We start from the raw sequence: 25,180 nt of genomic DNA, 5'->3' as shown, positions 1-25,180 counted from the left end.
AATGCTAAACTCAGAAATTCGTTGATACATCAGGATTTTTAACACACGAACACCTGCTCTGCATCATAAAATAAAAAATTTTGAATAATTTTTGTGAATTTTTTTAACTCTATTAATTCCTTTAATATATTTGGGTTGATTGTATATTTTTAGGATAATAAGTAAAAAGCCCATTTTGGAGCGAAGTTAAGAGAATAGAGACAATCAAAAATCAAATTTCTCGATTATTTTATACATCGGTTTTTGACCAAGTATCGTCTGAAATAATACAAAGTCTTTGACAAGCCATGGTTCAATTTTTTCCTGTGCCGGAAATTTCTCCAAGTTCCAATTAATCTTCTTAGAATCATCAAATTTGCGAGCAATCGTAATATGGGGTCGATAAGGACGATTCTCAGAAATATATCCTAACGGAGCAGTTGCATCTAGAATATACTGGAAAAGCACAGCGAGCTCATCAATCTCTCCTTCGACTCCTCTCCATAAAACCCTAGGACGTAATGGCGAACCAAAAACACCTGCATCTCCAACACTTAAAGGAAACTGTTGCATCTTAACAGCGGCTTCTCGCAGAGCTTCACACAGCGCGTTAATGGTACCTCTTTCCGTATCCCCTAAAAATTGAAGTGTAATATGATAATCTTCTTTATGTGTAAAATTACGGAAGGAAAGTTTATCTTTATTATCGATTGTCCAGCGCTGTATTTCTTCTTTCACATGATCTGGTAGAGAAACAGCTGTGAAGATGCGTACTTTATCTTGTGGCATTTGCGTCATTCGAAACTCCCTTTCTATTTTCAATTTTATCTATATATCTTTACCTAGTATTAACCAAATTATAATACTAATATCCTAGTACTAGTACCAGGTACTAAATTATTATAAAAGGTTTAATTTCCCATATTGTATGTTTACTCCCAAAAAGATCAAAAGGAATTGAATAAGGTAACAATCATAAGTTAATTGTCACTCACTCCATAAAATATGGTAACAAAAGTAAATTTATATCACTCCTGTTTTCTGGGTAAATAACCTATAATTAGATGTCGATTTCCCGCTTAATCAACGTTAAAATTTTTTTATTTCTATATAATAGGTTTCTATATATAGTTACACCTGTTCTAATACAACAATAAAGATGGGTTTCTTCTATTATAAGTGTCAGGAAATAGATGGTATAGATGACGGGGTACTCTCCCCTGCTTCAATTGCCCGTCTGCCTTATCATCTGCTACACTGTAACTATACATAAAACGAGGAGGATCTACGCGAATGAGCAAAATTGTAAGTTTAATTTCTTTTACAGAGACAGAGCAGAAGCGTATCCAGGATATAGCACCTCATTATACGATAACTACAGGCAAAGCAAAGGAGCTTGATCCCTCCGTCCTGCGAGATGCAGAGATTCTAGTGGGTTGGCCAAAAAGTAAACCAGATGAATTATTACATCCTGACAGCAAATTAAAATGGGTACAGACTTGGTCTGCCGGCGTAGACTATCTTCCTCAAGAAACTTTTGAAGAACGAAATATTCTACTCACCAATACAAGCGGAATTCATGCGATTCCAATCTCAGAAATGATTCTTGGTATGATGCTGTCTTTATCCCGTAATCTTAAAAGAGCTGCTGTTAATCAGGCTAACGGCACATGGGATGCAAGTGAAGATAACATGAGCGAACTTCATGGAAAAACGATGGTCATCGTTGGCGTAGGTGAGATTGGGAAGGCCACAGCTAAACTTGCCGAAGCTTTTGGCATGAACGTAATTGGTGTTCGCAGATCGGGTAAAGAAGTAGAGCATGTCAGCAAAATGGTCTCCATGGAAAGTTTTGAAGAAGTACTGACTGACGGAGATTATGTGGTTAACATTCTTCCGCTTACCGATGATACCCGCCATCTATTTAATGAGCAGGCTTTTGCAGCGATGAAAAAAGAGGCATGCTTCATCAATGTCGGCCGCGGCGCAACCGTAGATACTTCTGCACTGCTGAAAGCCCTACAAGAAAAACAGATCGCATCTGCTGCACTCGATGTATTTGAAGAAGAACCCTTGCCGAGCGATCATCCCTTATGGTCGATGGATAATGTACTGATTACACCTCATATTGCCGGAAGCACTCCTTATTATAAGGAACGTGCTTTTGAAATATTTATAGAGAACTTGAAAGCTTATGTGAAGAACGAGACTCTTCCACGTAATCTAGTCGATTACAGTCGTTCTTATTAGAATTACAAAAACCCGCTCAAGACATATTGAAGTGCACCCTGTCAAGTAGACAGATAAAAAAACAAAATTATAAATGTTCAATCCCCTCGGTTATCAAAGCTGAGGGGATTATTTTTTCTTAGTTATGCTGCTTGCCGATATTCGTTAGGGGATAAGCCGTTAAGTCGTTCGGTGTATCGAAAATTATTGTAATAATGGATATAAGTTCTTACACTACGAAGGAGATTGTCGTATGTATCGTATTTCTCCAGATAAAAGCTTTCTGTTTTAAAGGTACCCCAGAATCGCTCAATAGGTTGGTTGTCCAAACACCGACTTACACGAGACATACTTGTTCTAAACTTGTATTTCTTTTGAAGTCGTTGGTATTCATGTGAGGTGTATTGAAAACCTCTATCACTGTGCAAGAGTGGCTTAGCACCTGGGTTCCTTTTGTAAGCTTTCTTTACTGTATTCATAACGAGTTCATTGTTATTGGAATGGCTGAGTACCCATGACACCACGGAGTTGTCATATCCGTCAATAATGGCACTCAAATAGGCCTTACGGCCATTTCCGTACTTTAATTCTGTTACATCGGTGCACCACTTTTGGTTAGGGGCATCCGCTTGGAATTTTCGGTTCATGACATTCTCTGCAATATGAAGGGCTGGAGCTTTCACGTAATTTGGCCGCTTTTTGCGAATCACTGCCCTTAGTTCAAGGGCGCGCATGATACGGTAATAGCGTTTACGGTTGTAGCCTTTTTTAGTTTGCGATTTAACTGAATACGCATTTGGCGATAATCGAGTATCCCTTTTCGTTTGTCATAGCGACACTTGACTTCCTTGGCGAGTTTAAGATTTTCGAGTTCCCTGGTGGATGGCGTCCATTTCAGCCACTTATAATAGGCAGATCGGGCGATTCCTGCGAGCTCACAGAGCTTGGTGAGTGCATATCCCTTTTCGCCATGCAGTTCCTTAATCGCTTGATAGATGTCTGCATGCCGAACGTAGGTTAGTGTGTATTTCTTCGCCGGATCTCTGCCAACTTTTTTGCGAGTGCATTCTCCATTTCAAGGTACTCATTACGCGCTTCGAGTTCCTTAATCCGAAGCTTTAATCTTTCCTGTTCATCTAGCTCCTCTAGCGGTTTTTTACGACCTCGGAGGTCTTTTAACCCTTCGTGACCATTCGTTTGATATTTACGAACCCAGGCGTAGACTTGCTGATAAGAGACATCGTACTTGTCGATGGCTTTCTGGTAATCTAAATCATGGGCGATGGTGAATTGTGCAATTTCAATACGTTCTTCGTAAGTCGTTTTCCGTCCTTTATTCATATGAGGGGATCCCATCCTTTTCGGAGTTGGTTTCATTTTCGCCCCTTCAGTATACTTGGAAATCCAGCTCTCTAACACAGATTTACTCGAAATATGGTACTTTTTCACCACTGATCGTACAGAGTGTTCACCAGAAAGTGCATCTTGTATCGCCGCCAGTCGTAACTCTTTGGAGTAAGCTTTCCAACCTTTCGATTTTTTTAAACCTTCCACTCCACCTGCTTGATATTTTCTTATCCATTCGGTAACCGTGCTTTTATGGATCCCCAGTTGTTTTGCCTCGTAGTTGGGATTGGATTCATGCTGCAGGCAACGTCTTACAACCTGAATCTTAATTTCATATGGAATTGGGCTTCTTTTAGACATTACAAAAACTCCCATCATGATAGAGGTAGAAGTTTTGTTTTTTCTACTGTCTACTATGATGGGAGCGTATCATATATCTTGAAGCGGGTTTTTTCTTATTTTTAACTAAAGAGCTTTATTCTCTAACGTGATTTCCGTTAGCCTCTTACAGTACCAGATTTCCCGAACAAAAGAACCTTTTGATGTGGTTACGTGGTCCTCGATTCGCCATCCCGTCTGCCGGAACTGCTCCGCAATGGGCTGTGTACTTACAATGACTGCTTCTCCGGCTAGTTTTCCAAGGTGATTTAGCAGCTGCAGCTGTTCTTCTACCGGCAACACGGAACACACATTATATGGTAGATCCAATATAGCGCGATCGGCCTTTTCTTCGAGATGCGTCATATCTCCAAGCGTAACAAGAGTATCATCATAACCATAATGACGAAGATTCTTACGAGCCCCTTGTACGGCAAGCGGGTTGATATCATTACCGCGGATGGATATTCCCATGGATAAAGCTTCAATTAGGACATTCCCCATCCCGCAGCAAGGATCAATCATCGTTACCCCTGTGGCTTCAGGCGCTGCTATATTAACGAGCGCTCTGGCAACCCTGGAACTGAGGCCAGTGGAATAATTATGCGGTTTATTTTTGTGATTCAGCCACACACTCTCTGCTTCGTGACATCTTCCAAGCATCCATCCTGATTCCAAGTGAATGAGACCCAGTGTAACATCTGGTTTTTTCATTCTCGCTGTACCTTTTATCCGGCTCCCTACCGAACGTTCAAGCGTTCTTTGCTCGTCATAGGTGTAAGGAATCCCTTCTTTCAGATACAATACTTTAAAAGTGGAACCCTCTTCTAGTTCTATAGATTCGGCAAGCACTAACAATTCATCTAGGCCAGGAGCCAAGAATAATACATCTACTCTCATGTTAAGAAAGGGACTCCGCGAAGGATCGATGCAGTGATTCGTTATATAAAATGAATGGTCCAAAGCCTCCTGCATTCCAAGCAGTCGTTTCAGCTCTAAATGACAAAGAGCCTGTTCACTTTCGTGACAGGCAAAGGTATATAAAAAGGTATCGCTCGTTCTATTTTTATTGTGAATGATCATGAGTAACCGTAAATCCCTTCTCATCTCGTATTGTTCATACTCGCTTCTATTATACCCGAAGCTGAGAGATGGAAGCGAGTAGTTCCTCTGACAACATTCTGAGCTTCCCAATTCGATCGGCTACCACTTCAAGCGATCCAACTTGTTGCTCTGCCGATGCAGACACTTCTTCTACACCCGCTGCTGACTGCTGTGAAATCGCAGAAATCTGCTGGCTGAAATCGTTCATTTCGCCGCTTAGTTGTTGCATCCCACCAAGACTCGATGTCACCTCATTAATGACAGCCACCATTTCAACGACCGAAGACGTAATCTGTTCAAATGCATCATTTACTTCTTCCATTTGGTGGGTTCCTCGCGTCGTTTCCTGTACTCCGCTTTCGAGTGACTCCACAACCGATCTCGTACCTTGCTGAATTTGAGCAGTCAGTTCACTAATCTGACCCACCGTATGCTGAACGGCGTCTGACAATGATCTTACTTCTTCCGCGACAACAGCAAATCCGCGTCCATGCTCCCCTGCTCTCGCTGCTTCAATCGATGCATTCAAAGACAACAGATTGGTTTGTCTTGCAATTTCGCGGATCACATGAACAAGTTCGTATATACTCTCGTTACTCTTATCCAGTTGGTTCACTTGATTCATAGAGGAGGATACTCGGTCCGCAATTTGGTTCATCTGTTCAATTGACTTCTGCATAATTTCTTTTCCGCGAGTTCCTCGTTCCAGAACAAGTTCAGACATGCCTTTAAGCTGTTCTCCTTTCGAAGCATGATCCTGGATATGCTCATTCAGCACCTCAACCGTTCTAGCGGCGGAAGTAGCGGTTTCTGCCTGACTTTCGGTTGCTTTTGCGGATTCCTCCATCGAGATGGCAATTTGCTGGCTTCCGAGTTTCACTTCTTCGGATGTAACTGCGAGATCGCTGCTATGCGATTCTACTAGCTTGGATGAGGCGCTGATCTGTCTCACGATCTCAACCAGATTTGCCTTCATTTGATTAACTCCTCTACCGAGCGATGTGAGTTCATCTTCTTTCTTCCGGTAAATATCTTCTATAGTTAAGTCTCCATCCGCGATGGATTGTACATTCTTCTCTATATCCTTAATTGGTTTCACCAGCGCACGAATTAATGCAAAATTACTGACAAGTGTTGCAATTAGGATTAAGCTGATACCAAGAATCAAGACCCCTACAGCTCTAAACGAACTTTTTTCTAGCATACTGGTCGATTGATCTGCCTCTTGTTGATTCAGTTCAGCCAAGGATGTTAATTGGACCAGCATCTTCCGGTAGGAACTCTCTGATTTGAGCAATACTTCATAAGCCAAATCGTGATCATTCAAATCTACTTTCTCAATGGCTTTCGTATTCACTTTACTATAGGCATTCCATTCCGCTGTAAAAGCATCATATTGATTTTGAATTTCCTCATTAGTAATATTTGCTTCATATGCTGTTTTCGACTCGCTAAGATAGCGAATGGTCTGTAATCGTTCCTCTCCGATCGCCTTTCTCTTTCCCTCATCATCCGCTGCTAAGTAATAATCATAACTCAGCTTCTGAATATGCTCGGAAGCAAATGTGATATTATTAATTTGGTTCATGGCAGGCATTACTTTTTGAGTAATGTCCTTCGCATTTGTTTCCATAGATTTGGTCTGTAATATGGAAACAGATCCAACCACGATCACATAGATGAGCAGCATCACCATTACAAACGTAATTCGCCGCCCTATTGTTTTCCTCTTAAACAATGGTTCTCCCCCTACCGAAAGCCTCTAACACACTTCTCTCTATGAGTTTCTCTGTGATAAAGCTTCATGATTGATTAACTTCTTTCTAATATGTCGGTAAGTGAAGGTGAAAACGTGAGTTACTTACTATATATTTAGCCTAAATAATCACCTTTTTCACTTATTTTGGGTATGTGTCATGAAACAAAGCAGTCATTCATCATAAACTACCTTAAAATGCGAAATACAAAGGAACGAAACCAGTCATGAAAAAAAATGAAAAGTCGGCATCTTCTTTGCATAAAAAAACAGATGTACCCAGAAGGAAACGTACTGTCACCAAAAAGCGAAAACCAGCAAAATTAACTACAGCTTCTAAAGTCCTCTCTTTTCCGCCAAAGATTTCTAACCCAGGTGTGCAGCTGAACCATCCTCTTCCTGAGAATCGGAGCTCGGCTGCTCCCCTTATTCCCTCTAAAAAGCCAACTTTTTCTATTCGTGATGCTAAGAAACTACGAATTCTACTACTCTGGGAACACGATACAGGATTACCTTCAACAGAAATCCGGTTCAGACAATCTTTACGTATGCTTTTTAAAGAGGTATTCCCGCTGAAAGTTGAGGATAACTTAGTCAATGCAGTCGCACTATATCAGCCCGATGTCCTCCTTGTCGTGGGAAACCGATCCAACCTGCCTCTTGCTGGTCAGGCATCTTATCATAAAGACCTTAAAACGGTCCTTTGGTTACAGGATGTACATGGTCCTCTTTCCCGCTTAAATACGAACCCCGATTCTCTAGTCTGGGATTATGTTATTACACAAAATCCAAAGCACATCCGCACCTATCAAAAGACAACGACCTCAAAGGTAGTCTATATCCCCTTCGGTCCTGATCCAGAGCTATTCGCTCCAGAAAAAGCACCTGCACATATACAGTCCGATCTACTCCTTCTTGGAGATTACGAACCTCGTTTGCATCCTTATCTTGAAGCCCTTCGTGAAAGCAGTCCAGATGAACGCATAATCGCAATAGGTGATAACTGGGGAGACATTCCTAGAGTAGAACCATGGATCCCAGAAACAAGTAATGATATAAAACAGCTCTACAATGGAGCAGATATCATCATAAATTTTGGCGAGAATGACCGAAGGGGACTAGATATCGCGGCGTGCGGAGGGTTTTTGCTTGCGGAACATGGTATGAATCAGGATAACTATATGATACCGGGAGAAGACTTTGTCTCCTTTCATAGCCCTGAAGAACTTGGCTCACATGTGACTTATTATAAGGAACATCCAGAGGAGAAGAGAAAAATCAGCTCCAGAGCTCTGGTACGAAGCGAGTTTGATTATTCCTTTTTTCATCTGATGATGGATTTTACGAATACTCTTCTTGAAGGCAAGTGATTTATGTATTCCGAAAGGGGCCTTTACCTCTTTATATGAACGTCTTAGATAGAGGAAAGGAGATAAAGTTCTATATGAAACTGATTGCTTATTTTCTTCCTCAGTTCCATCAGATTGACGAAAACGATGCCTGGTGGGGAGAGGGATTCACCGAATGGACCAATACGCGAAAAAACAAACCATTATATAAAAGACATGTTCAGCCGAAAGAACCGCTAAAAGATTTGTATTATAACTTAATGGATGCTTCCATTCGAAAATGGCAGGCAGATGCGGCTAGGTCTCACGGCATTTATGGATTTTGTTACTACCATTATTGGTTTAAAGGAAAACGTCTGCTTGAAAAGCCGTTCCAATCTGTTCTGAAATCAGGGGAACCTGATTTTCCTTTTTGTCTATCCTGGGCTAATGAACCTTGGACACGTAAATGGGATGGCGGAAATAATGAAATCCTCATGCCTCAAGATTATGGCGATGAAAACGACTGGGCAGAGCATTTTGATGAACTTCTGACTGCCTTTCAAGACCCGAGATATATCCGGGTTCAGAATAAACCTCTATTTATTATTTATCGTCCGGGCGCGATTCCCCGCTGTGAAGAAATGCTTCGGTTTTGGAATCAACTGGCTATAAGAAGTGGTCTCGAAGGGATTTATTTTGCAAGAACATTAGGGGGGTTCGAGATCCCCCCGCAGTCTGGTTTTGAAGCAAGTATTGAATTTGAACCGCATTATACGTTTGCTCATGGACATAATGCAAATCTTTGGAGTTATATTAGCACCAAGGATGGAGAACATCTGGTATTTGATTATGACAGAGTATGGGAAATGATACTGGGCCGATCTCCGCACCGAAGCGGTGAAACGATTTTCCCAGGTGCCTATGTCAATTGGGATAACACCCCTCGAATTGGAGCTCGCGGGCAAAGCTGTATTGGGTCTACTCCCGAAAAATTTAGTTATTATTTAACGAAACAGATGAACCGGGCTGCTTCGATCTATCAATCGGAGTTTGTATTTATCAATGCTTGGAATGAATGGGCGGAGGGGACTTATCTGGAACCAGATAAGAAACATCATTTTTCATATTTGGAGGCCGTTCAAAAAGCTGTTACACGCCATGAAAAGTACATGGAGGGTAACACAAAGCTTTCAAAAAAGAGGTAATATAACAAACCGTTTCGTTTATTTCTTAAATCCGATGGATACCGAGGGTTGGTGTACCCGAAGACACATCAATAAAAAGAACATAGTTGTTCCCGTCTGTCCCTTTCAGTACCAAACCAGGCTGACCGCTGTTCGTCGCATTATAGAAAGTAACACCACTTGGAGCAGCGCTGACGGGCGGCACGGCGGGAACCCCTAAAGAGATAAGTTTGGATCCAGCTACCACATTCTCGTTCGCACTGAGGCTTTGTCCTGCACCCAAATGTTGCAAAACGGTTGCACTGCCATTGACCTGAAGATGTCCGGCAATGGTTTGGCTGCCATTCACATTAAGGCTCTGCTGAATCGTTTGGTTCTGGGAGTTCACATCTTGTAAAGTTGTCCCTCCAAGGACTTGCAGATGTCTGTTAATCGCTGCGTCTCCCGTTACACTGATATTATCAAATGTCGCCATACACTTCACTCCCTTCCTTATTACTCTATTCTATGTAAAGGAAAGAGATTTGCTCTATAACAAAAGTACAATTATCTATCTTTTAAATTAAAGATCAATAGTATAGGAAGAGAGTGAAAATCCAATCTATTACCCTTTGCTCATTTCTTCCCCTAATAATCCATAGGATAATAAACGTTGTTCATAGGATGCCACACGGGTAGAGATAAGGATCTCGTTACACCCTGTTTTTTGTGCAAGCACTAGCAGCTCCTCTTTGACCTGTTTTGGATTTCCGAAGATGACTGGATAAGGCGGCACCTCTACAATTCCGCCCGTCGCTTTCCGGTGTAAGATGAGCGCTTCCTCTTTCCAGGAAAGAGCTTCATCTGCAGAAGGAGCACAGATTACATTGACCGCAATACTCGCTTTTGGTTTCGTAAGATTCTCGGAAGGGATAAACTGCTCCCTATATTTTTGCAGCATCTCCGCAGCATCCTGTTCACTCATAAACTGACCGAATACATAACCCGTTCCAAACTGCGCGGCATATTCCGCACTTTTCACATTGGTCCCTAACAGCCACAAAGCAGGAGGAATCTCCGGTACGGGCTTAGCCGCAATCGGCTCCCCATCAAAACTATATTTTCCGTGAAGCAAATCTTGAAGCTGTTTAATAAGTTCCGGATACTTGGCCACTTTCTCTAAGTAATTACCGGCAAGAGCCATTGATAAATGGGCCGATCCCCCTGGAGCGCGCCCAATTCCAAGCTCAACACGTCCAGGATAGAGGGAAGCCAGCATATGATAACTTTCAGCTACCCGAATCGGATGATGGTAGGGAAGCAGTACAGCTCCTGATCCAAGCCTAATCCGATTTGTTTTTGCTCCGATGTGAGATAGTAATACTTCTGGACTCGCAGATTCTGTACCTGGAAGATTATGATGTTCTGATGTCCAGTATCTTGTATATCCCCACTCTTCTCCTTTCATCGCGAGATGAACAGACTGGCGAATTGCTTCTTCGGCGGTTACATCCATTAATCTGGGAACGAGGTCTAAAATTCCTAATTCTAATGATGTAGAACCAATTGGGTTCATATATTCTCAACTCCCTGGTTATCTTAAGTTTGCTTCTCGTTCTACCTCTAACAAAAAAACAATCAGTTAATTTAGTATAGCAACCCCATTTCTACTAAATCAAATTTCACCTGTCTATAAGAAGATAAACGGCGGAGCATCATAAAAAGCCGTCTGCCTCACCACGATATGGTGAGACAAACGGCCGGAATCATTTTTTATAAGGAAGGGACTTGAATTTCGTTCCGTGCTTCTCCAGCAGCTGCTACCATGTTTCGAAGAGCTGCTACGGTTTCTTCTTTTCCTCTTGTTTTTAGACCACAATCCGGGTTAATCCAGAACAGTTCCGGATCAAGCACATCCAGCGCCGATACGACAACCTCTTTCATCTCTTCTACGGAAGGGACACGAGGACTGTGAATATCGTACACGCCAAGACCAATTCCTTTGTCATACGTCTGTGTTTTAAAGTTCTCAATTAGTTCTCCGTGGCTGCGGGAAGTTTCTAGAGAAATAACATCCGCGTCCATCGCCTCGATGGAATCAATCACATCATGGAACTCGCAATAACACATATGCGTATGAATTTGCGTTGTATCGTTAACCGATGAAGTGGATAATTTAAAAGCTTTTACAGAATCCGTCAGGTACGATTCATGATCGGCTTTTTTCAAGGGAAGCCCTTCACGAAGTGCCGGCTCATCTACTTGAATCATCTCAATGCCTGCCGACTCCAGTGCTTCCACTTCTTCACGAAGTGCAAGTCCGATCTGATAAGCAACTTCACTGCGCGGAATATCCGTACGAACGAACGACCAATTCAGAATCGTCACTGGGCCTGTTAACATCCCTTTTACTGGTTTTTTCGTAAGGGACTGAGCGTATACGGTTTCTCTCAGTGTCATTGGCTCTTGGTATACCACATCTCCAAAAATAATCGGCGGCTTCACACAGCGTGAACCATAAGACTGAACCCAGCCTCCTGCTGTAAAGGCGAATCCACCCAATTTTTCTCCGAAGAATTCGACCATGTCTGTCCGTTCAAATTCACCATGAACCAGTACATCCAGGCCCAGTTCTTCTTGAATGTCGATCCATTCTTTCGTTTGCTCATCTACAAAAGCTTCATACTGCTGGTTGTCCAGTTGTCCATTTCTCCATTGTCTTCTTGCCTTACGAACCTCAGCGGTTTGCGGGAAACTTCCGATTGTCGTTGTAGGAAGAATAGGAAGATGAAATCTCTTTTGCTGAGCCGCATGTCTTGTTGAAAAATCAGACTTTCTCACGAATGAAGATTCATCCAGATTATTTACAGCTTCTCTTACCGTACCGTTACTGCGGAATACGGATGTTTTCAGTTCGCTCAGTGCCTTACGGTTCTCAGCCAAAGCTTCTTGAATGACATTCTCATCTTCTGCCGCAATGTTCACCAGCAGCTGAATTTCATCCAATTTTTCTTCTGCAAAAGCTAATGAATTACGAAGAACAGGTAACAGTGCATCCTCTTTTGCAAGAGATACCGGTGTATGAAGCAAACTGCTGGACGGTTGAATGATCAGACGATCTGGGGATACGAACTTTCCGAGCTCTTTTATCACCTGAGTGTGCTCCGTCAGATCACTTCTCCATATATTCCGGCCGTCAATGAGACCTGCAGCGAGGACTTTGTCCTCTGGGAATCCATACTCACGAAGATGTTCAAGATTCGCTTCCCCGCCGTGAACAAGATCTAGACCAATCCCTTGAACAGGCAGACTTACCACTTTCTCATAATCACCTACAGCTTCGAAATACGTCTGCAAAATGATCTTAAGCTCAGGCGCTACTTTATTCAGCTCTTCATAAATACGCTCAATTTGTTTCCAATCTTCGGCTGGAATATCAGTAACGAGGCTAGGCTCATCGATTTGTACCCATTGTACTCCCGCCTGCTGCAGTTCAGAAAGCACTTCACAATATAGCGGAAGGAAACGTTCTACAAGGGAAGGAAGTTCAGCGTTCGCATACCCTTTTGATAATTTAAGAAATGTATAAAGTCCAAGAAGAACGGGCTTTCCTTCAATGCCAAGTTCCTGTTTTGCTTCCAAATAAGCATGAAGTGGACGATTCACTGTTAGTGAAGGATTCGCATCAGCGAGTTCAGGAACGATGTAGTGATAATTGGTATTGAACCATTTTGTCATCTCGGAAGCGGCTGCCTGATCGTTACCGCGAGCCATTGCGTAATAAGTATCCAAAGATACCTCTCCGCCTTCGTACCCATAGCGCTTTGGAACAATGCCAAACATTGTACTTGTATCAAGGACATGATCATAAAGTGAGAAATCGCCTACGGGAATCAGATTGATTCCTTTCTCTTGTTGTAGTCGCAAATGTCCAAGGCGAATTCCTTTTAATTCCGCAAGAAAATCAGATTCGCTTACTTTCCCTGCCCAAAAAGATTCGAGTGCTTTCTTCCATTCGCGATTGGCACCAATTCTTGGATACCCTAGGTTACTACTGATCCATTGACTCATTTCCTTACCTCCGTATGGGTATATTATGATGAATTCATTTCATTTTCGGCTTTGTTAGAAATGGCAAAAAGGGACGTCTTCCCTAGAGAACGGTTCCGTCTTTATTTACGAAATGCAGAACTCGGATGTCTGCACATGTAACGTAAAAACGTTGCTGTTTCCTTACTTAACTAGGGTAAAGACGCCCCTGGGTCTTGATCAGACAGGCAGCCATCTTAACACCTTCCTATCTTCCGTAGGTACAGCAGTGTTGTCAAAACAGGCAGGTCTCCTGGCTCCAGAGAAAGATTCGTAAGCTATGCGCCTTCCCAGTTCTTCAAGAACCAGTGGCCTATGCATGCCGCATCTCTGTTACAGTGGCGGGACCGCGCCGGTATCTCACCGGTCTTCCCTATTAAGTACGGCTGCCTATTTGCACCGTACACCTGTTTCCATGAAATTTATTTAGCCCCTCTTTTTCTCTTATATGGAGGTTGTATCCAATATACACCAAGTATATCCCTATGAATAGTCTTTTTTACATTATTTAATCTAGATCATAGATTGAGCCAACTTTTAGACCGTATAATTCATTGTATATTTTCTCAGCAAAAGCATCTGTCATCCCTGCAATATAATCGATAATCATGTGTTCCCATGTCCATATTGGATTGGGGCGGGCTTGGTCTTTTTCAAACCTTTGCAGCCAATCCGATGGAATGATCGATTTTGAAGTTGCAGGATCGTTAAATGCATACCATAAGCGCCGAAGAATCCATTCACTTCTTTTTTGCAGACGCTGAACTCTAAGATCTTTGATCATCGTTACCCACGCAAAGCTTTTCAGCACACTCACTGTACGGAGCAGATCAAGATCCTCTTTTCCTTCCTTGACAAAGGTAACCTTTTTCCAGTCTCCGGTATCAATAATCCCTAAGGAACTGACAAACAGACTCACCCAATACGCTTTTACTTCCCGGCGGGTACGAGAAAAATCATGGTCACAGCCGGGGATCTTCTCTTCCCATATTCGAAGGAAACTATTCAGTACCTCTTCTACTTTTGGTTCAATGGCTTCTTTTGTCCACCCCAACCAGAATGCATCATCAAGCGTCATGATCTTATCAACAATAAGCCGTTTAATGTGCGGGTCATGCAAAAAGTGTTCGTGAACTTCGATTTTTCCTGCCTTAATGCCATCTTCTAAATCATGAGCCGAGTAAGCAATATCATCACAGAGGTCCATAAGCTGGGCTTCTAGTGTCTTTTGCCCTTTCGGAATTTTCCACTCACTGCGAATATCGCTGATGTATTGCCACTCATGCCAGTACATCCCCTTCTTGTTCTCTATGCCGGGATAAGGGTACTTATTAACTCCAAGCAGCACCGCATCCGACAGATTGAGTCCATCTATGTTTTCTCTCTTTTCAAGGAACATCATGAGCCTAAAATTGTGTGCATTTCCTTCAAAGTGCTCATATTTTCTGCGCATGGCTTCAGTTACTTTTTGCACTTGGTTTGGTGATGCCTTGCCTGTTTTATTTACATCCACAATGGACTGCGTTTTCTCCTGAACCAGGTTCGTCAGAATATTATCGAGAACTTCTTCTCCTTTATGACCAAAGGGCGGATGGCCAAAATCATGAGCTATCGAAGCACATTCTACGACTTCAGGATCGATAACGAGCCCTGGGTTATCTGCCCTTCCAAGCTCCGCATCGGGATATTTCCGCAGCAGACTTCGGGCCGCTTCCCTTGCAATCTGCGCCACCTCAAGTGAATGAGTAAGCCTTGTGCGATAATAGTCACCTGTGCCTGCACCGAACACCTGGGATTTCCCTTGTAACCGGCGAAACGTCGGTGAATGAATTAAGCGGGAATAGTCTCTTTCGTAAGTAGCCCGCGAACCTTCGAGTTTATCTATTTCTGCATATTGTCTGTGTTCACGTAATTTGTCCATATGATTTCCTCCGTTATTTCAGGGCATCCAATCCACTGGTTTATCTTTTCTTTTTACCCACTCTACTGAAATCATTTGCACTCGTCTATCCCTTGTGTAAGATTTTCATAGATATTTTTAATTTTTCAACTTTATCACGAAAAATCAGATTTTATCCCCTCAAAAAAAACGTGTTTCTTCTATTATATAAGTTAAACTTATAAGTAATTTATCTTCGTGAATAACAACTTGAAAAGAGCGGTCCTATGACAGAATGACTACAGAGCTCACTTTTATATTGAAAAAAGCACCCGTCTTAAAAATAGACGCGCGCTCTTATTTATTTTATCTCACCCCATGTGTGTTCATGAGTATTTACATACCCTTTTTTAAATTATAATTTATTCCACTCTTCCCAAGGGATTACGCCAGGTTCTGGTCTCGCTTCTCCTGGAAGCATGGACAACCACTCAATCGAATGACCATCGGGGTCTTCTGCAAACATAGAGACAGCTGGCATCCAGCCAAACACGTAAGGTCTTCCGGTCTTGTCGCCTACAAAATTATCGAGAATCACTCCTTTTTGGGTGAGCGTATCGATCGTTTCTGTAAATTTAGACAGCGGCACCTCAAAAGCAAAATGCTGCCTAACAATCTCATGAGGTTCCCTCTTCCATAAACCAAGCATGGCATTTCCTTTTCCGCCAATCCAGTAAAACCGGGCTCCCCGGCGATCCGTATGGGCGAGTTCTAGTCCAACCTGATCTTCATAAAATGCAGCAGAGCGTGCTAGATCCCGTACATGCAGATGTGTTTCAAACAATCCTCTAATCATAATTGTAATTTTCCTTTCATTAAAATATTTATTTTACGTTAACTCGTATTCAAAACAGTCCATACTATATATATTCTACTTCTTATCTCTTATGGTGTAACCTTCCATTCATTCAAAAATTGATTAAAAAAACAAACTATTCTTTATAGTTATTTGGTAAAATGTGCTTGAGATAAAAATTGGGAGGGTTGAAACGATATGTTTACATGGAAAAAGACATTTTCGATGATTGCTATGTCCGCATTATTTTTCAGTACAGTGGGTTTAGCTAATGCTGCGGTTGTAACCTCAGGCACGGCTTCCGCATCTGAACAGAAAGGAACTCACATCACCATCCTGCATACAAATGATACACACGCTAGGGCGGTAGAAGATTCTCCCATCATGGGTTATGCCAAAGTAGCAGGAATTGCGGATAAGTACCGTAAGGATAACCCAAACACGCTTTTTCTGGATGGCGGTGACGCAATTCACGGAACAACCTTCGCTACGCTCGTAAGCGGAGAAAGTATCGTGAAAGTCATGAATGAAATGGGCTATGATGCCATCGTTCCCGGTAACCATGAGTTCAATTATGGATGGGAGCATCTAGTGAAGCTGAGTAAAGAACTCAATTTTCCTATGATTAGTGCCAACGTGAAGAAAAAGAATAACACAGGCCTTTTTGATCCATATATCATTAAAGAAGTGGATGGGGTGAAACTCGGAATTATTGCCCTCACTACACCGGAAACTGCTTATAAAACAAATCCGAAAAACGTAGAAGGTATTCAGTTCACCGATCCATCGGATGAAATGCAAAAATACGTTGATGAACTTCGTAACAAAGTAGATGTGATCGTTGCACTTGCTCATATCGGGCAGGATGACTCGGATACAGATAATACGTTTGATGTGGTAAAAGAAGTCGATGGAATCGATGTTTATATCGACGGTCATAGCCACACAACGCTCGAAGATGGCATTGTGGCGGATAATGGGACATTAATTGCCAGTGCCGGTGAATACACTAAATATGTTGGAGTTGTAGATCTATGGGTTGACGGCGGTGATGTAGTTAAGAAAAAAGCCTCCCTCATTGATGAAAAAGAAGCTGCAGGAATTGCTCCTAATGAAAAAGTAGCTGCTCTAGTTGATTCCATCACCAAAGAACAAGCGCCGATTCTAGACGAAGTGGTAGCAAACATCTCAACTGATCTGGAAGGTAGTCGTGAGAAAGTACGCACTGGGGAAACCAATCTAGGAGACCTCATTGCAGATGCCCTTCGTGATGTATCAGGTGCGGATGTAGCCTTAACGAACGGCGGCGGTATTCGTGCTTCCATTGAAAAAGGGGAAGTGACTAAAGGCGAAGTGATTACCGTGCTTCCTTTTGGCAACCAGATTGTCACTTTAAACGTCAAAGGCGAAGACCTCATTGCAGCCTTGGAAAATGGGGTAAAAAGTTATCCCGAAGCAAGCGGCGGATTCCCGCAAATCTCCGGCTTCACTTTTAAAATCGACCCTTCAAAAGAAGCTGGAAGCCGGGTTCACTCCGTGATGGTTGGCGGAAAAGCAATTGATCCGAATGCCGTTTATTCCCTGGCAACCAATGATTTTACGTCCATCGGCGGCGATGAATACGATATGTTCAAGAAATATAGCCAAGCAGGAATGTACGGCTCTCTGGATGAAGCATTAATTACACATTTGCAAAAGTTAGGTAAAGGAACGGTTACGACAGACGGCCGAATCTCAGAAGGGACAGCACCGGTTATTGCTCCGCCAGCAGAAGAAAAACCAGCACCCGTGGTTCCTGTTACACCCGAAAAACCAGCTACACCAAGCAAACCGTCTAAACCTGTTGCAGAAAAGCCATCCGTATATGTTGTAAAATCAGGGGACACCTTGTATTCCATTTCCCTTAAATACAACACCACTTGGCAGACCCTTCAACAACTCAATAAACTTAAAAATGCACACTGGATCTATCCAGGACAGACATTAAAGCTCCCTGTTGCGTCTTAATATCAAAATATAGATCAAAAGTCATGCTTGTACCCTGTTTTTTCTAAAATAATTTCACTAATCTATTAATATTTTCAGCATATAACCGATAATATAGTTAAGAAGTCGCGATTATGTAGCTCGTAGGCAAGTCCATATGTAAGTTTTAGACAAAAAAGTAGTCAATTAGTAACAGTTTGTAAGCAAGATTTTGAATGGTACCACATAAGTAAGGCGAAAAATATCATAAGTGTATCGTTAGAAGTTTAACACAGCATGCTCAAAAAGGCCCTGCAAATGCAGGGCCTTTTTGGTGCTTTATTTTGGCAACGAATGCTAACTAGTACCTTCTCATCTTCAACTAATGAGGAACTTCAGAGGAGAAATCATCTCGGCTCGAAAGATCGCTATTATAATACAGCACATCTCCATCCAATGATGAAAATGTATACCCTCTAGGCGTCACAAACCCACGCTCATATCCTTCTAACCTCCACTGGTTCATTAGCGGAGAGTGAATGTATTGCAAGTGAGGATTTGCAGTGTCTCCATTCTGGATACTCTCCATATTGAAGTTAACAATGATATACCCATTGTTCAGAAGTACATCGGATTGGTCATCTAGCATTTTAGCTCTTGCATACTTTTCTAGTGAAGTTCCTTTCTTCACCGCTACTACATCTGCTGGCAAGCTATATTCGCCATACCAATGCTGGATCGAAGCACTCGCCCTATACGTATCCACACCTTCAGGCAGTTTGTTTTTTGGACCCATGAACGTACGCATATCACGGGATAATAACATCCAGGAATACCGGCCCGACCAAGCAGGGGTTTTGGCGGTTCCTGTTACATACTGCGCTGTGTAGATATCTTTTGGAGTCTGGTGACGATCGGCATCAGATAATTCTTTTGCATAACGATAAGCTGCCGTATCCGCCATTTCCGTGAGAGGTACGTTACGCAAACGTGTATTTAGTACAACGAATCTTTTCTCTTCATCTTGCTCCGAACCAATCCGTATAAAGTGTTTGTTACCTTTACTGTAATACAGATCAACTTCCTGTCTCTTTGTACCATCCTCGGCTACATAATAAAAGGCAGGTGTAATTCGTATTCCATCGGCGGATGAAAACATATTCCCTTTGGTCTTTACATCAAACTTGAAATGATATCCTGTGTTCACAGCTACATTCCCATAACTTGGGACCGGATGGCTTCCGGGTCTCACAGGCAGGACATAAGGCAGTTTATTGCCTCTTGCTGCTCCGTCAATCCCTTTCAGTCCGGTCCAGTAGCTAAAACCGGAAGGTACATCACTTCCTAGGCTGCTACGGAATACATTCTCCCATTCATAATCTGCAATGTCTGTAATATGAAAATCATATAACCGCCCAATGACTTCAACTTCTGCTGAATCTGTGGCAACATGATGGGCAAGATTCGTATTCGCATCTCGCTGATGGCTAAAATCAGCGGGTGCGTTCTCGGCGATGGTACGGAACCATACTGTATAGTCATTTTCATCTACCCACACCGGCAGGAAAAACTCCATTTCGAGCTGAGTTACCGGGACAGGAATCCAAGTATTCTTTGGATAGAAAGTCCGCTGATCGCCGCTGTACACATCAAAGGGAAAGTAGACTTCCTTACTTCTTACATACTTCGCATAATCACGATCACCATATCCAGGGTAATTGACATGCTGTCCACTTGTAGGCATTCGTACTTTAAATGGTCGGTCTAAGATAAAAGCAGCTCGATCCGCATTTGGTTTTGTCTTTTGGTTATGCTCCTGATCATCTGTTACAGAAGAGTAGTTCACAACAGGAGTATGGACAGTAACTGTGTTGATTGGAGATACGGGATACGTCTTATCACCACTGCCGCCTACCGTAGTAGGGAGCAAGCCATACTGAATGCTTCCAGAAGAAGCCGTATTCGCTTGATTCATTAAAGAACGGCTGACCAGTAACCGGTCTTGGAAAAGTACCTGTTCTCCCGTTTCCTTAAACGATCCCATCTTAGATGGATTCGGTATTTTCGAAGGAGTCGGTCCATTCTGTGAGACTTTGCTTCCGTCCATTACTGTGGTAGTACTGCCGCCATAAGAAAACTGCAGGGCATCATTTTTCACATCAGGAGGTTTGGTTTGGCCTTCAGCTAACGCCTTTATCTTCGCTGTATCATCAGGAGAAGAAGGCCTAGAATATCCCCCTTGATCAACGATTTCCGGTGTAAAACGGATATCGCCCGTTTCTTTTGGTGTCACATGCTCCTCTACCTCTTCAGCATGCTCCATATGTAGAGATGGAGGACTGTACCCTTTGGGGCGTAAGGTTACGTTTCCACCTGGTAAAGCATAGTTACTCATTGTGGCTTCATTGATCTGATAGACTTCAAGATTATCGATCTTCCAGTATGAGTAATCTCGTGTAAAAGAAAAAGGATAGCTTTTCACTTCCGTATCCGTTTTATCTATATCAGGCTGCGGCGTCTTATTGCCTTTTTCATCTACTTTATCAGGTTGTTTTTCCTTCCACTTTAAGACGTAAGTTGCTTCTACGTTACAGGTATACGTGATTTTCCCTTTCTGCTGACCAAAGGTATGCCTATACAAATAGTTCATAGCCCACGTATTTGCGTATAGGTTCTCCGACGTTGGAATACCAAGCGTTGCATCAAACTGTCTACCATTTGCGTTGTTATCCGCGAGTATATGTCCTTGTGCACCCGGCTCCATGAAAGAGGATACAGGCGAAGCCACTTGAGATGGTGAATTTATATTATAAGTGCAGACTCCACCTCCACTTGGATCAGAGGGCGGTGACGGTGGCGGATCTATTTTTGGTTCGTAATAGAAATTCACATAGTAGATTGGGAAACTTGCATCATAAGTCAATTTAGGAGGATCCCCTGGTAGAATGTCACCTCCACTTGGTGAAGCAACGGTACTTTTCTTATAACCTATGTATGGATAATCTGCCGTCCCTGTCGTATGAGGAAAGTTATAAGCTTTATCTTTCTCTATCTTCTCTTCACGATTCTTGAAACCAGACACTCCATCAAGAGACTTACCCGTGGTAGTGTAATGTTTTATGATTGCTTTACCTTCTTCAGGTTCTAGTTCGATTCGGAAAAGGGTTGGGAAGAAGTAACGCCATCCTTCCACGTTAGAAGCAAAATGTGCATCATTCTCAAGTTCTTCTTCTAATCTTCTGTCTACAGGCTCAAGTGTTGCTGTGAGTAACCCGCTCTGAACATATATAGGAACGACACCTGTGTTCGTTCCTTTACCTGACCAGACAACAGGTGATGTAAAGCTATAACTTGAAGAAGTTGCTCTTTGATAGTATTCAATATTATTTTTCGCAAGCTCACCAGTCCTAGAAGCGTCAAAAGTATCTTGTGCGTATTTCCAACCAAAGTTAAATTTACTTACCTGTATATCTTTAATTTTCTGGTTGGAGTTAAATGTAAATGTATAATCAGATCCGTCAATATCATATCTCTGGTTTGGTCTTTTATTATTTGTCCACTCTCCCGCTTGATTTTTCCATACTTCAAAATAAACCATGCCTACAAAATAATACACATTGGGATTATCAGGGTCTTGAAGTAGCCTTGTAGACCCTATAGCATCAGCTGTTTCAGTCCTAATCAGAAGTACAGAAGACAGAATGAAAACGATACTAAGTAATGAACTAATTGTTTTTTTTAGCATAGAGTCCTTAGATCTCCCTACTTGAACGGATTGGCAATTGCTACGATATATTCTCTTGGTTTACTTGTAGCGAAAGTAATATAATCTACATTCTTGAACTTAAACTTAGTAGGATCAACAGATGATACATAAGTTCCATTTTGAAACTTATCGGAATTACTAATTACTGGATAATAGTTGTTAGCCGTTGAATCTCCGTTATTCTCGAATAAACTATCTAAACTAAAACGCCCCTTAACAAAGTCACTTTTTGTTAGAAAATCAATAGGTGTTCCTCTCTCTGTACTTCGAATCTTTATATATTCTTTTCCATTGATTTTCACTAAGTCAATACTATAAATAACTTGACCATCACCTAATTGAATAGGCAGTTGGTTTCTAATTATGACTTTAACTCCCTCAAACTTCTCTCCATACATATTCTCAAGTCGGTTAGACGTCTTAGCAAAATAAGTTTTGAGTTCGTTCATGGATTTTAGTTTAAATTCCTTGTCATCCGTACTCCTAAAATTCTTTTGTCCAATCCAAACCCAGCGTCCTACCTTATCCCATTCCACTTTCTGCCCCAACCCTTCACTCACCAATCGTAAGGGGACAAAGGTCCGATTTTGCTTCAATATAATTTTGGTACCATAACTTTTCTTTGTTCCATCAATCAAAGCGGTGGTTTGTCCCACGGTCATGTTCACCGTATGATCTTTATTGGTAACTCCAACCACAGTCATTTTTCCACTTTTGCTGTAACTCACCTTTGCACCTAACGCTTCAGATACAAATCGAATTGGAACCATTACACTTCCCTGTGAATCCTGAAAAGGTTTGGCATCAGGGAAACTCATTTTCTTTGTATTTAATAATACTTCTACGGATGTAGTACCTGCCGCTTCTACACCACCAACAGGTATCGAAGCAAATACCAAAGACCCTAACAACATCGATAAAACTAACTTTTTCATGCTTTTTAACTCCCTATCTTCTCATTTTTATACTTTGTATCATTTTTCCTTATTCTTTTTATCGGTTCGCAACACTTACCTTTTAACGTATTTAAATACATATTTTTCCTTGTGTTTTGAGACCTCCCTTTTTTCTATCTCTCAGCATGTTAAAAATTAAAAAACAGCTTCAGAAATACCTGCTATATTTACACAACCACCCTAAAAAGACACAAAAAAGGGCCTTGATTGAAATCAAGGCCCTATGCTTTAGGACAAATCGTTATATGCTGAGGTCAAACCCTTTTTTAATAGAATATAGTATATTAATCATTTTGACTAGTCTGCTTTTGGGAAAATATGCATTTTCACTGCCTCAAGCATTTCTTCCACAGACATGTGCTTAGAACTAGACAGTTCTGTGTTCTCTGCATCTTGGGAGTTCACTGGCCAACTGCATTCGACTTGTCTGTCTGCTGCATCTCTTCCTACAATAACTCGTATCGGCAGCCCAATTAAATCAGCGTCTTTGAACTTCACGCCCGGACGCTCATTTCGATCATCTACGAGCACCTCCACGCCAAGGGCAGTCAGCGAACTTTCAAGTTCGTGAACGAGTGCCATCTGTATCTCATCCTTTACAGATATCGGAATGAGATGCACATGGTAGGGAGCAACAGCGACTGGCCAGCTCATCTTACCATCTGCCGAATATTGCTCAGCAATCGTTCCAAGCAGCCGAGAAATCCCAATGCCATAGCAGCCCATAATCGGTTTTTGAGGAGTCCCTGTCTGATTAAGGAAGGTCGCCCCCATCGCATCACTATATTTTGTACCCAGTTTGAATACATGCCCGACTTCAATTCCACGATCGAACGTAAGCGCAGAACCGCATGAAGAACATAAATCGCCCTCTACGGCATTCCGGATATCGGCCGCTACATCCCATGTGAAATCTTGACCAGGCTGCACTTGAATATAGTGATGATCCACTTCATTCGCCCCAGTCACCGCAAGATCCATCGAAGTAACAGCATAGTCGGCAATGATTCTCATAGAAAGATCGTATGGTCCGAGGTATCCCACAGGAAGCTGTAGATCCTTATGTTTTTCTTGATCTAACATCTCCAGTTGCTCTACTTTAAGTGCATGCTGCAACTTAATCTCATTCACCTCATGATCTCCCCGAATCAGTACTGCAACCGGGACCCCATCTGCCTCATACAGCAGGGTTTTGATGATATTCTGAGGTTCGAGATCTAGATATGAAGCAACTTGCTGTATAGTCTTCGTGTCTGGGGTATGAACCTTTGACTTCTTAGATTCGGACACCCCAGTAAACGTCTCCGCTCTTCCAGCATCTACATCGGTTTTAAAAGTCGCCTTCTCCAGATTCGCTGCATAGTCACATGAGGTACAAGTCACAATTGTATCTTCACCAATGTCCGCAAGCGCCATAAATTCATGTGTTTCGCCGCTTCCTCCAATCGTTCCTGCATCTGCTTCTACTTTCGTGAAGTGAAGTCCTACCCGAGTAAAGATCCTTGTATATGCCTGAGTCATATCTTCGTATACTCGGTCAAGCTCCTCCCAATTAGCGGAAAAAGAATAGGCGTCTTTCATAAGAAACTCGCGGCCGCGCAGTACACCAAAACGAGGTCTTCGTTCATCTCGATACTTCGTACTAATCTGATATAGTGTAAGCGGCAGCTGACGATAACTATGAACTTCATCACGGATTAGTGCGGTAATTACTTCTTCGTGAGTAGGCCCAAGGGCAAATGATCTGTCATGCCGATCAGATAATCTCATCAGCTCCGGTCCATAATCACGATTTCGACCTGATTCCTCCCATAGCTCTATCGGTTGCAGCGAGGGAAGCAGCGTTTCCTGAGCCATAATGGCATCCATTTCTTCTCGAACGATTTGTTCTATTTTATGAAGGACCCTTCTGCCTAACGGTAAAAGACTGTAGATACCGGATGCCGTTTGCCGAATCATACCTGACCTCAGCAAGATTTGGTGACTTCGCGCTTCCGCTTCTGCAGGTGCTTCTCTCAGTGTTGGAATAAACAACTGACTCTGACGCATGATTATCCCCTCCTCCTATTAGAATGTAAAATAAAAAAAGACACTTTCGTCAAGGGACGAAAATGTCGTGGTACCACCCTAATTTAAGTCATTCCTCTGCAGTGGAATACGTAAACGGTTACCCAGCTTCACGTGTCAACATACAAAAGAATGGTCTTCTCTACGGCATAACGTGCCTAACCCGGCAAATGAAATCTTCTACAGATTCACTTGCAGCTCCAAGGTAGGAGTATAAGTTCAAATTTCAGAGACCTTTCAGCCTGCGGGATCTCATTCTCTTATGAAATTTGTCGCCATCCTATACTATGTCCTTGATCGTCGCTGTTTCACATT

At 42.2% G+C, this 25,180-nt stretch carries 16 protein-coding genes, 1 pseudogene and 1 riboswitch; of the genes and pseudogenes, 4 read left to right on the top strand and 13 right to left on the bottom strand.

Features of this window, described 5'->3' with window-relative positions:
* Window positions 1–204: 204 nt before the first annotated feature.
* Window positions 205–777 (bottom strand): RNA 2',3'-cyclic phosphodiesterase, encoded by a 573-nt coding sequence (thpR, locus tag QPK24_RS05080; RefSeq protein WP_285746705.1) that lies wholly within the window; start codon window positions 775–777, stop codon window positions 205–207.
* A gap of 495 nt (window positions 778–1,272) precedes the next feature.
* On the opposite strand from thpR, the gene QPK24_RS05075 reads away from it, so the two are divergent.
* A complete protein-coding gene (locus QPK24_RS05075; protein WP_285746703.1) occupies window positions 1,273–2,229 on the top strand; it encodes a D-2-hydroxyacid dehydrogenase in 957 nt (318 codons plus the stop codon).
* Between the two features lie 122 nt (window positions 2,230–2,351).
* Here QPK24_RS05075 and QPK24_RS05070 read toward each other — a convergent pair.
* The 4 genes and pseudogenes from QPK24_RS05070 to QPK24_RS05055 all read right to left on the bottom strand — a co-directional run.
* Window positions 2,352–2,960, bottom strand: a pseudogene (locus tag QPK24_RS05070) (IS3 family transposase); the annotation flags it as partial.
* Between the two features lie 265 nt (window positions 2,961–3,225).
* Complete coding sequence (locus QPK24_RS05065; RefSeq protein WP_285742199.1) at window positions 3,226–3,915, bottom strand: helix-turn-helix domain-containing protein; 690 nt, start codon at window positions 3,913–3,915, stop codon at window positions 3,226–3,228.
* Between the two features lie 105 nt (window positions 3,916–4,020).
* Window positions 4,021–5,016: a TRM11 family SAM-dependent methyltransferase gene (locus QPK24_RS05060; RefSeq protein ID WP_285746701.1), complete on the bottom strand. Its 996-nt coding sequence runs from the start codon at window positions 5,014–5,016 to the stop codon at window positions 4,021–4,023.
* A 49-nt stretch (window positions 5,017–5,065) separates the two neighbouring features.
* A complete protein-coding gene (locus tag QPK24_RS05055; protein WP_285746699.1) occupies window positions 5,066–6,775 on the bottom strand; it encodes a methyl-accepting chemotaxis protein in 1,710 nt (569 codons plus the stop codon).
* Window positions 6,776–7,020: 245 nt separating this feature from the next.
* Here QPK24_RS05055 and QPK24_RS05050 point away from each other — a divergent pair, with 245 nt between their 5' ends.
* Window positions 7,021–8,163, top strand: a complete 1,143-nt coding sequence (locus tag QPK24_RS05050) for a glycosyltransferase family protein (protein ID WP_285746697.1) — start codon at window positions 7,021–7,023, stop codon at window positions 8,161–8,163.
* A 74-nt stretch (window positions 8,164–8,237) separates the two neighbouring features.
* Window positions 8,238–9,329, top strand: coding sequence for a glycosyltransferase WbsX family protein (locus tag QPK24_RS05045; RefSeq protein ID WP_285746695.1), 1,092 nt, complete (start codon window positions 8,238–8,240; stop codon window positions 9,327–9,329).
* 25 nt (window positions 9,330–9,354) lie between these two features.
* Here QPK24_RS05045 and QPK24_RS05040 read toward each other — a convergent pair whose 3' ends face one another.
* The 5 genes from QPK24_RS05040 to QPK24_RS05020 form a co-directional block, all read right to left on the bottom strand.
* The gene (locus QPK24_RS05040; protein ID WP_285746693.1) at window positions 9,355–9,783 is read right to left on the bottom strand and encodes a hypothetical protein; all 429 of its coding nucleotides are present in this window, start codon (window positions 9,781–9,783) and stop codon (window positions 9,355–9,357) included.
* Window positions 9,784–9,912: 129 nt separating this feature from the next.
* Window positions 9,913–10,863, bottom strand: a complete 951-nt coding sequence (locus tag QPK24_RS05035; protein WP_285746691.1) for an MsnO8 family LLM class oxidoreductase — start codon at window positions 10,861–10,863, stop codon at window positions 9,913–9,915.
* A 197-nt stretch (window positions 10,864–11,060) separates the two neighbouring features.
* Window positions 11,061–13,358, bottom strand: coding sequence for a 5-methyltetrahydropteroyltriglutamate--homocysteine S-methyltransferase (gene metE, locus QPK24_RS05030; RefSeq protein WP_285746689.1), 2,298 nt, complete (start codon window positions 13,356–13,358; stop codon window positions 11,061–11,063).
* Between the two features lie 244 nt (window positions 13,359–13,602).
* Window positions 13,603–13,802, bottom strand: a riboswitch (cobalamin riboswitch).
* An 82-nt stretch (window positions 13,803–13,884) separates the two neighbouring features.
* Complete coding sequence (locus QPK24_RS05025; RefSeq protein WP_160032362.1) at window positions 13,885–15,297, bottom strand: deoxyguanosinetriphosphate triphosphohydrolase family protein; 1,413 nt, start codon at window positions 15,295–15,297, stop codon at window positions 13,885–13,887.
* Between the two features lie 373 nt (window positions 15,298–15,670).
* Entirely contained in the window at window positions 15,671–16,111 is a 441-nt protein-coding gene (locus tag QPK24_RS05020; RefSeq protein ID WP_285746685.1) for a VOC family protein, read from the bottom strand.
* A 198-nt stretch (window positions 16,112–16,309) separates the two neighbouring features.
* Between QPK24_RS05020 and QPK24_RS05015 the strand changes: the two genes are divergently transcribed.
* Complete coding sequence (locus QPK24_RS05015; RefSeq protein WP_285746683.1) at window positions 16,310–18,118, top strand: 5'-nucleotidase C-terminal domain-containing protein; 1,809 nt, start codon at window positions 16,310–16,312, stop codon at window positions 18,116–18,118.
* Window positions 18,119–18,458: 340 nt separating this feature from the next.
* Here the strand turns inward: QPK24_RS05015 and QPK24_RS05010 are convergent, their stop codons facing one another.
* The 3 genes from QPK24_RS05010 to QPK24_RS05000 form a co-directional block, all read right to left on the bottom strand.
* The gene (locus QPK24_RS05010; RefSeq protein WP_285746681.1) at window positions 18,459–21,821 is read right to left on the bottom strand and encodes a DUF5704 domain-containing protein; all 3,363 of its coding nucleotides are present in this window, start codon (window positions 21,819–21,821) and stop codon (window positions 18,459–18,461) included.
* 17 nt (window positions 21,822–21,838) lie between these two features.
* A complete protein-coding gene (locus QPK24_RS05005; RefSeq protein ID WP_285746679.1) occupies window positions 21,839–22,777 on the bottom strand; it encodes a stalk domain-containing protein in 939 nt (312 codons plus the stop codon).
* 318 nt (window positions 22,778–23,095) lie between these two features.
* A complete protein-coding gene (locus tag QPK24_RS05000) occupies window positions 23,096–24,847 on the bottom strand; it encodes a proline--tRNA ligase (RefSeq protein WP_285746677.1) in 1,752 nt (583 codons plus the stop codon).
* Between the last annotated feature and the right edge of the window lie 333 nt (window positions 24,848–25,180).

The sequence above is a fragment of the Paenibacillus polygoni genome, assembly GCF_030263935.1.
Taxonomy (GTDB): Bacteria; Bacillota; Bacilli; order Paenibacillales; family Paenibacillaceae; genus Paenibacillus; species Paenibacillus polygoni.
Note: the sequence above shows the minus strand (reverse complement) of the source record. Positions and strands in the feature narration are given on the sequence as shown.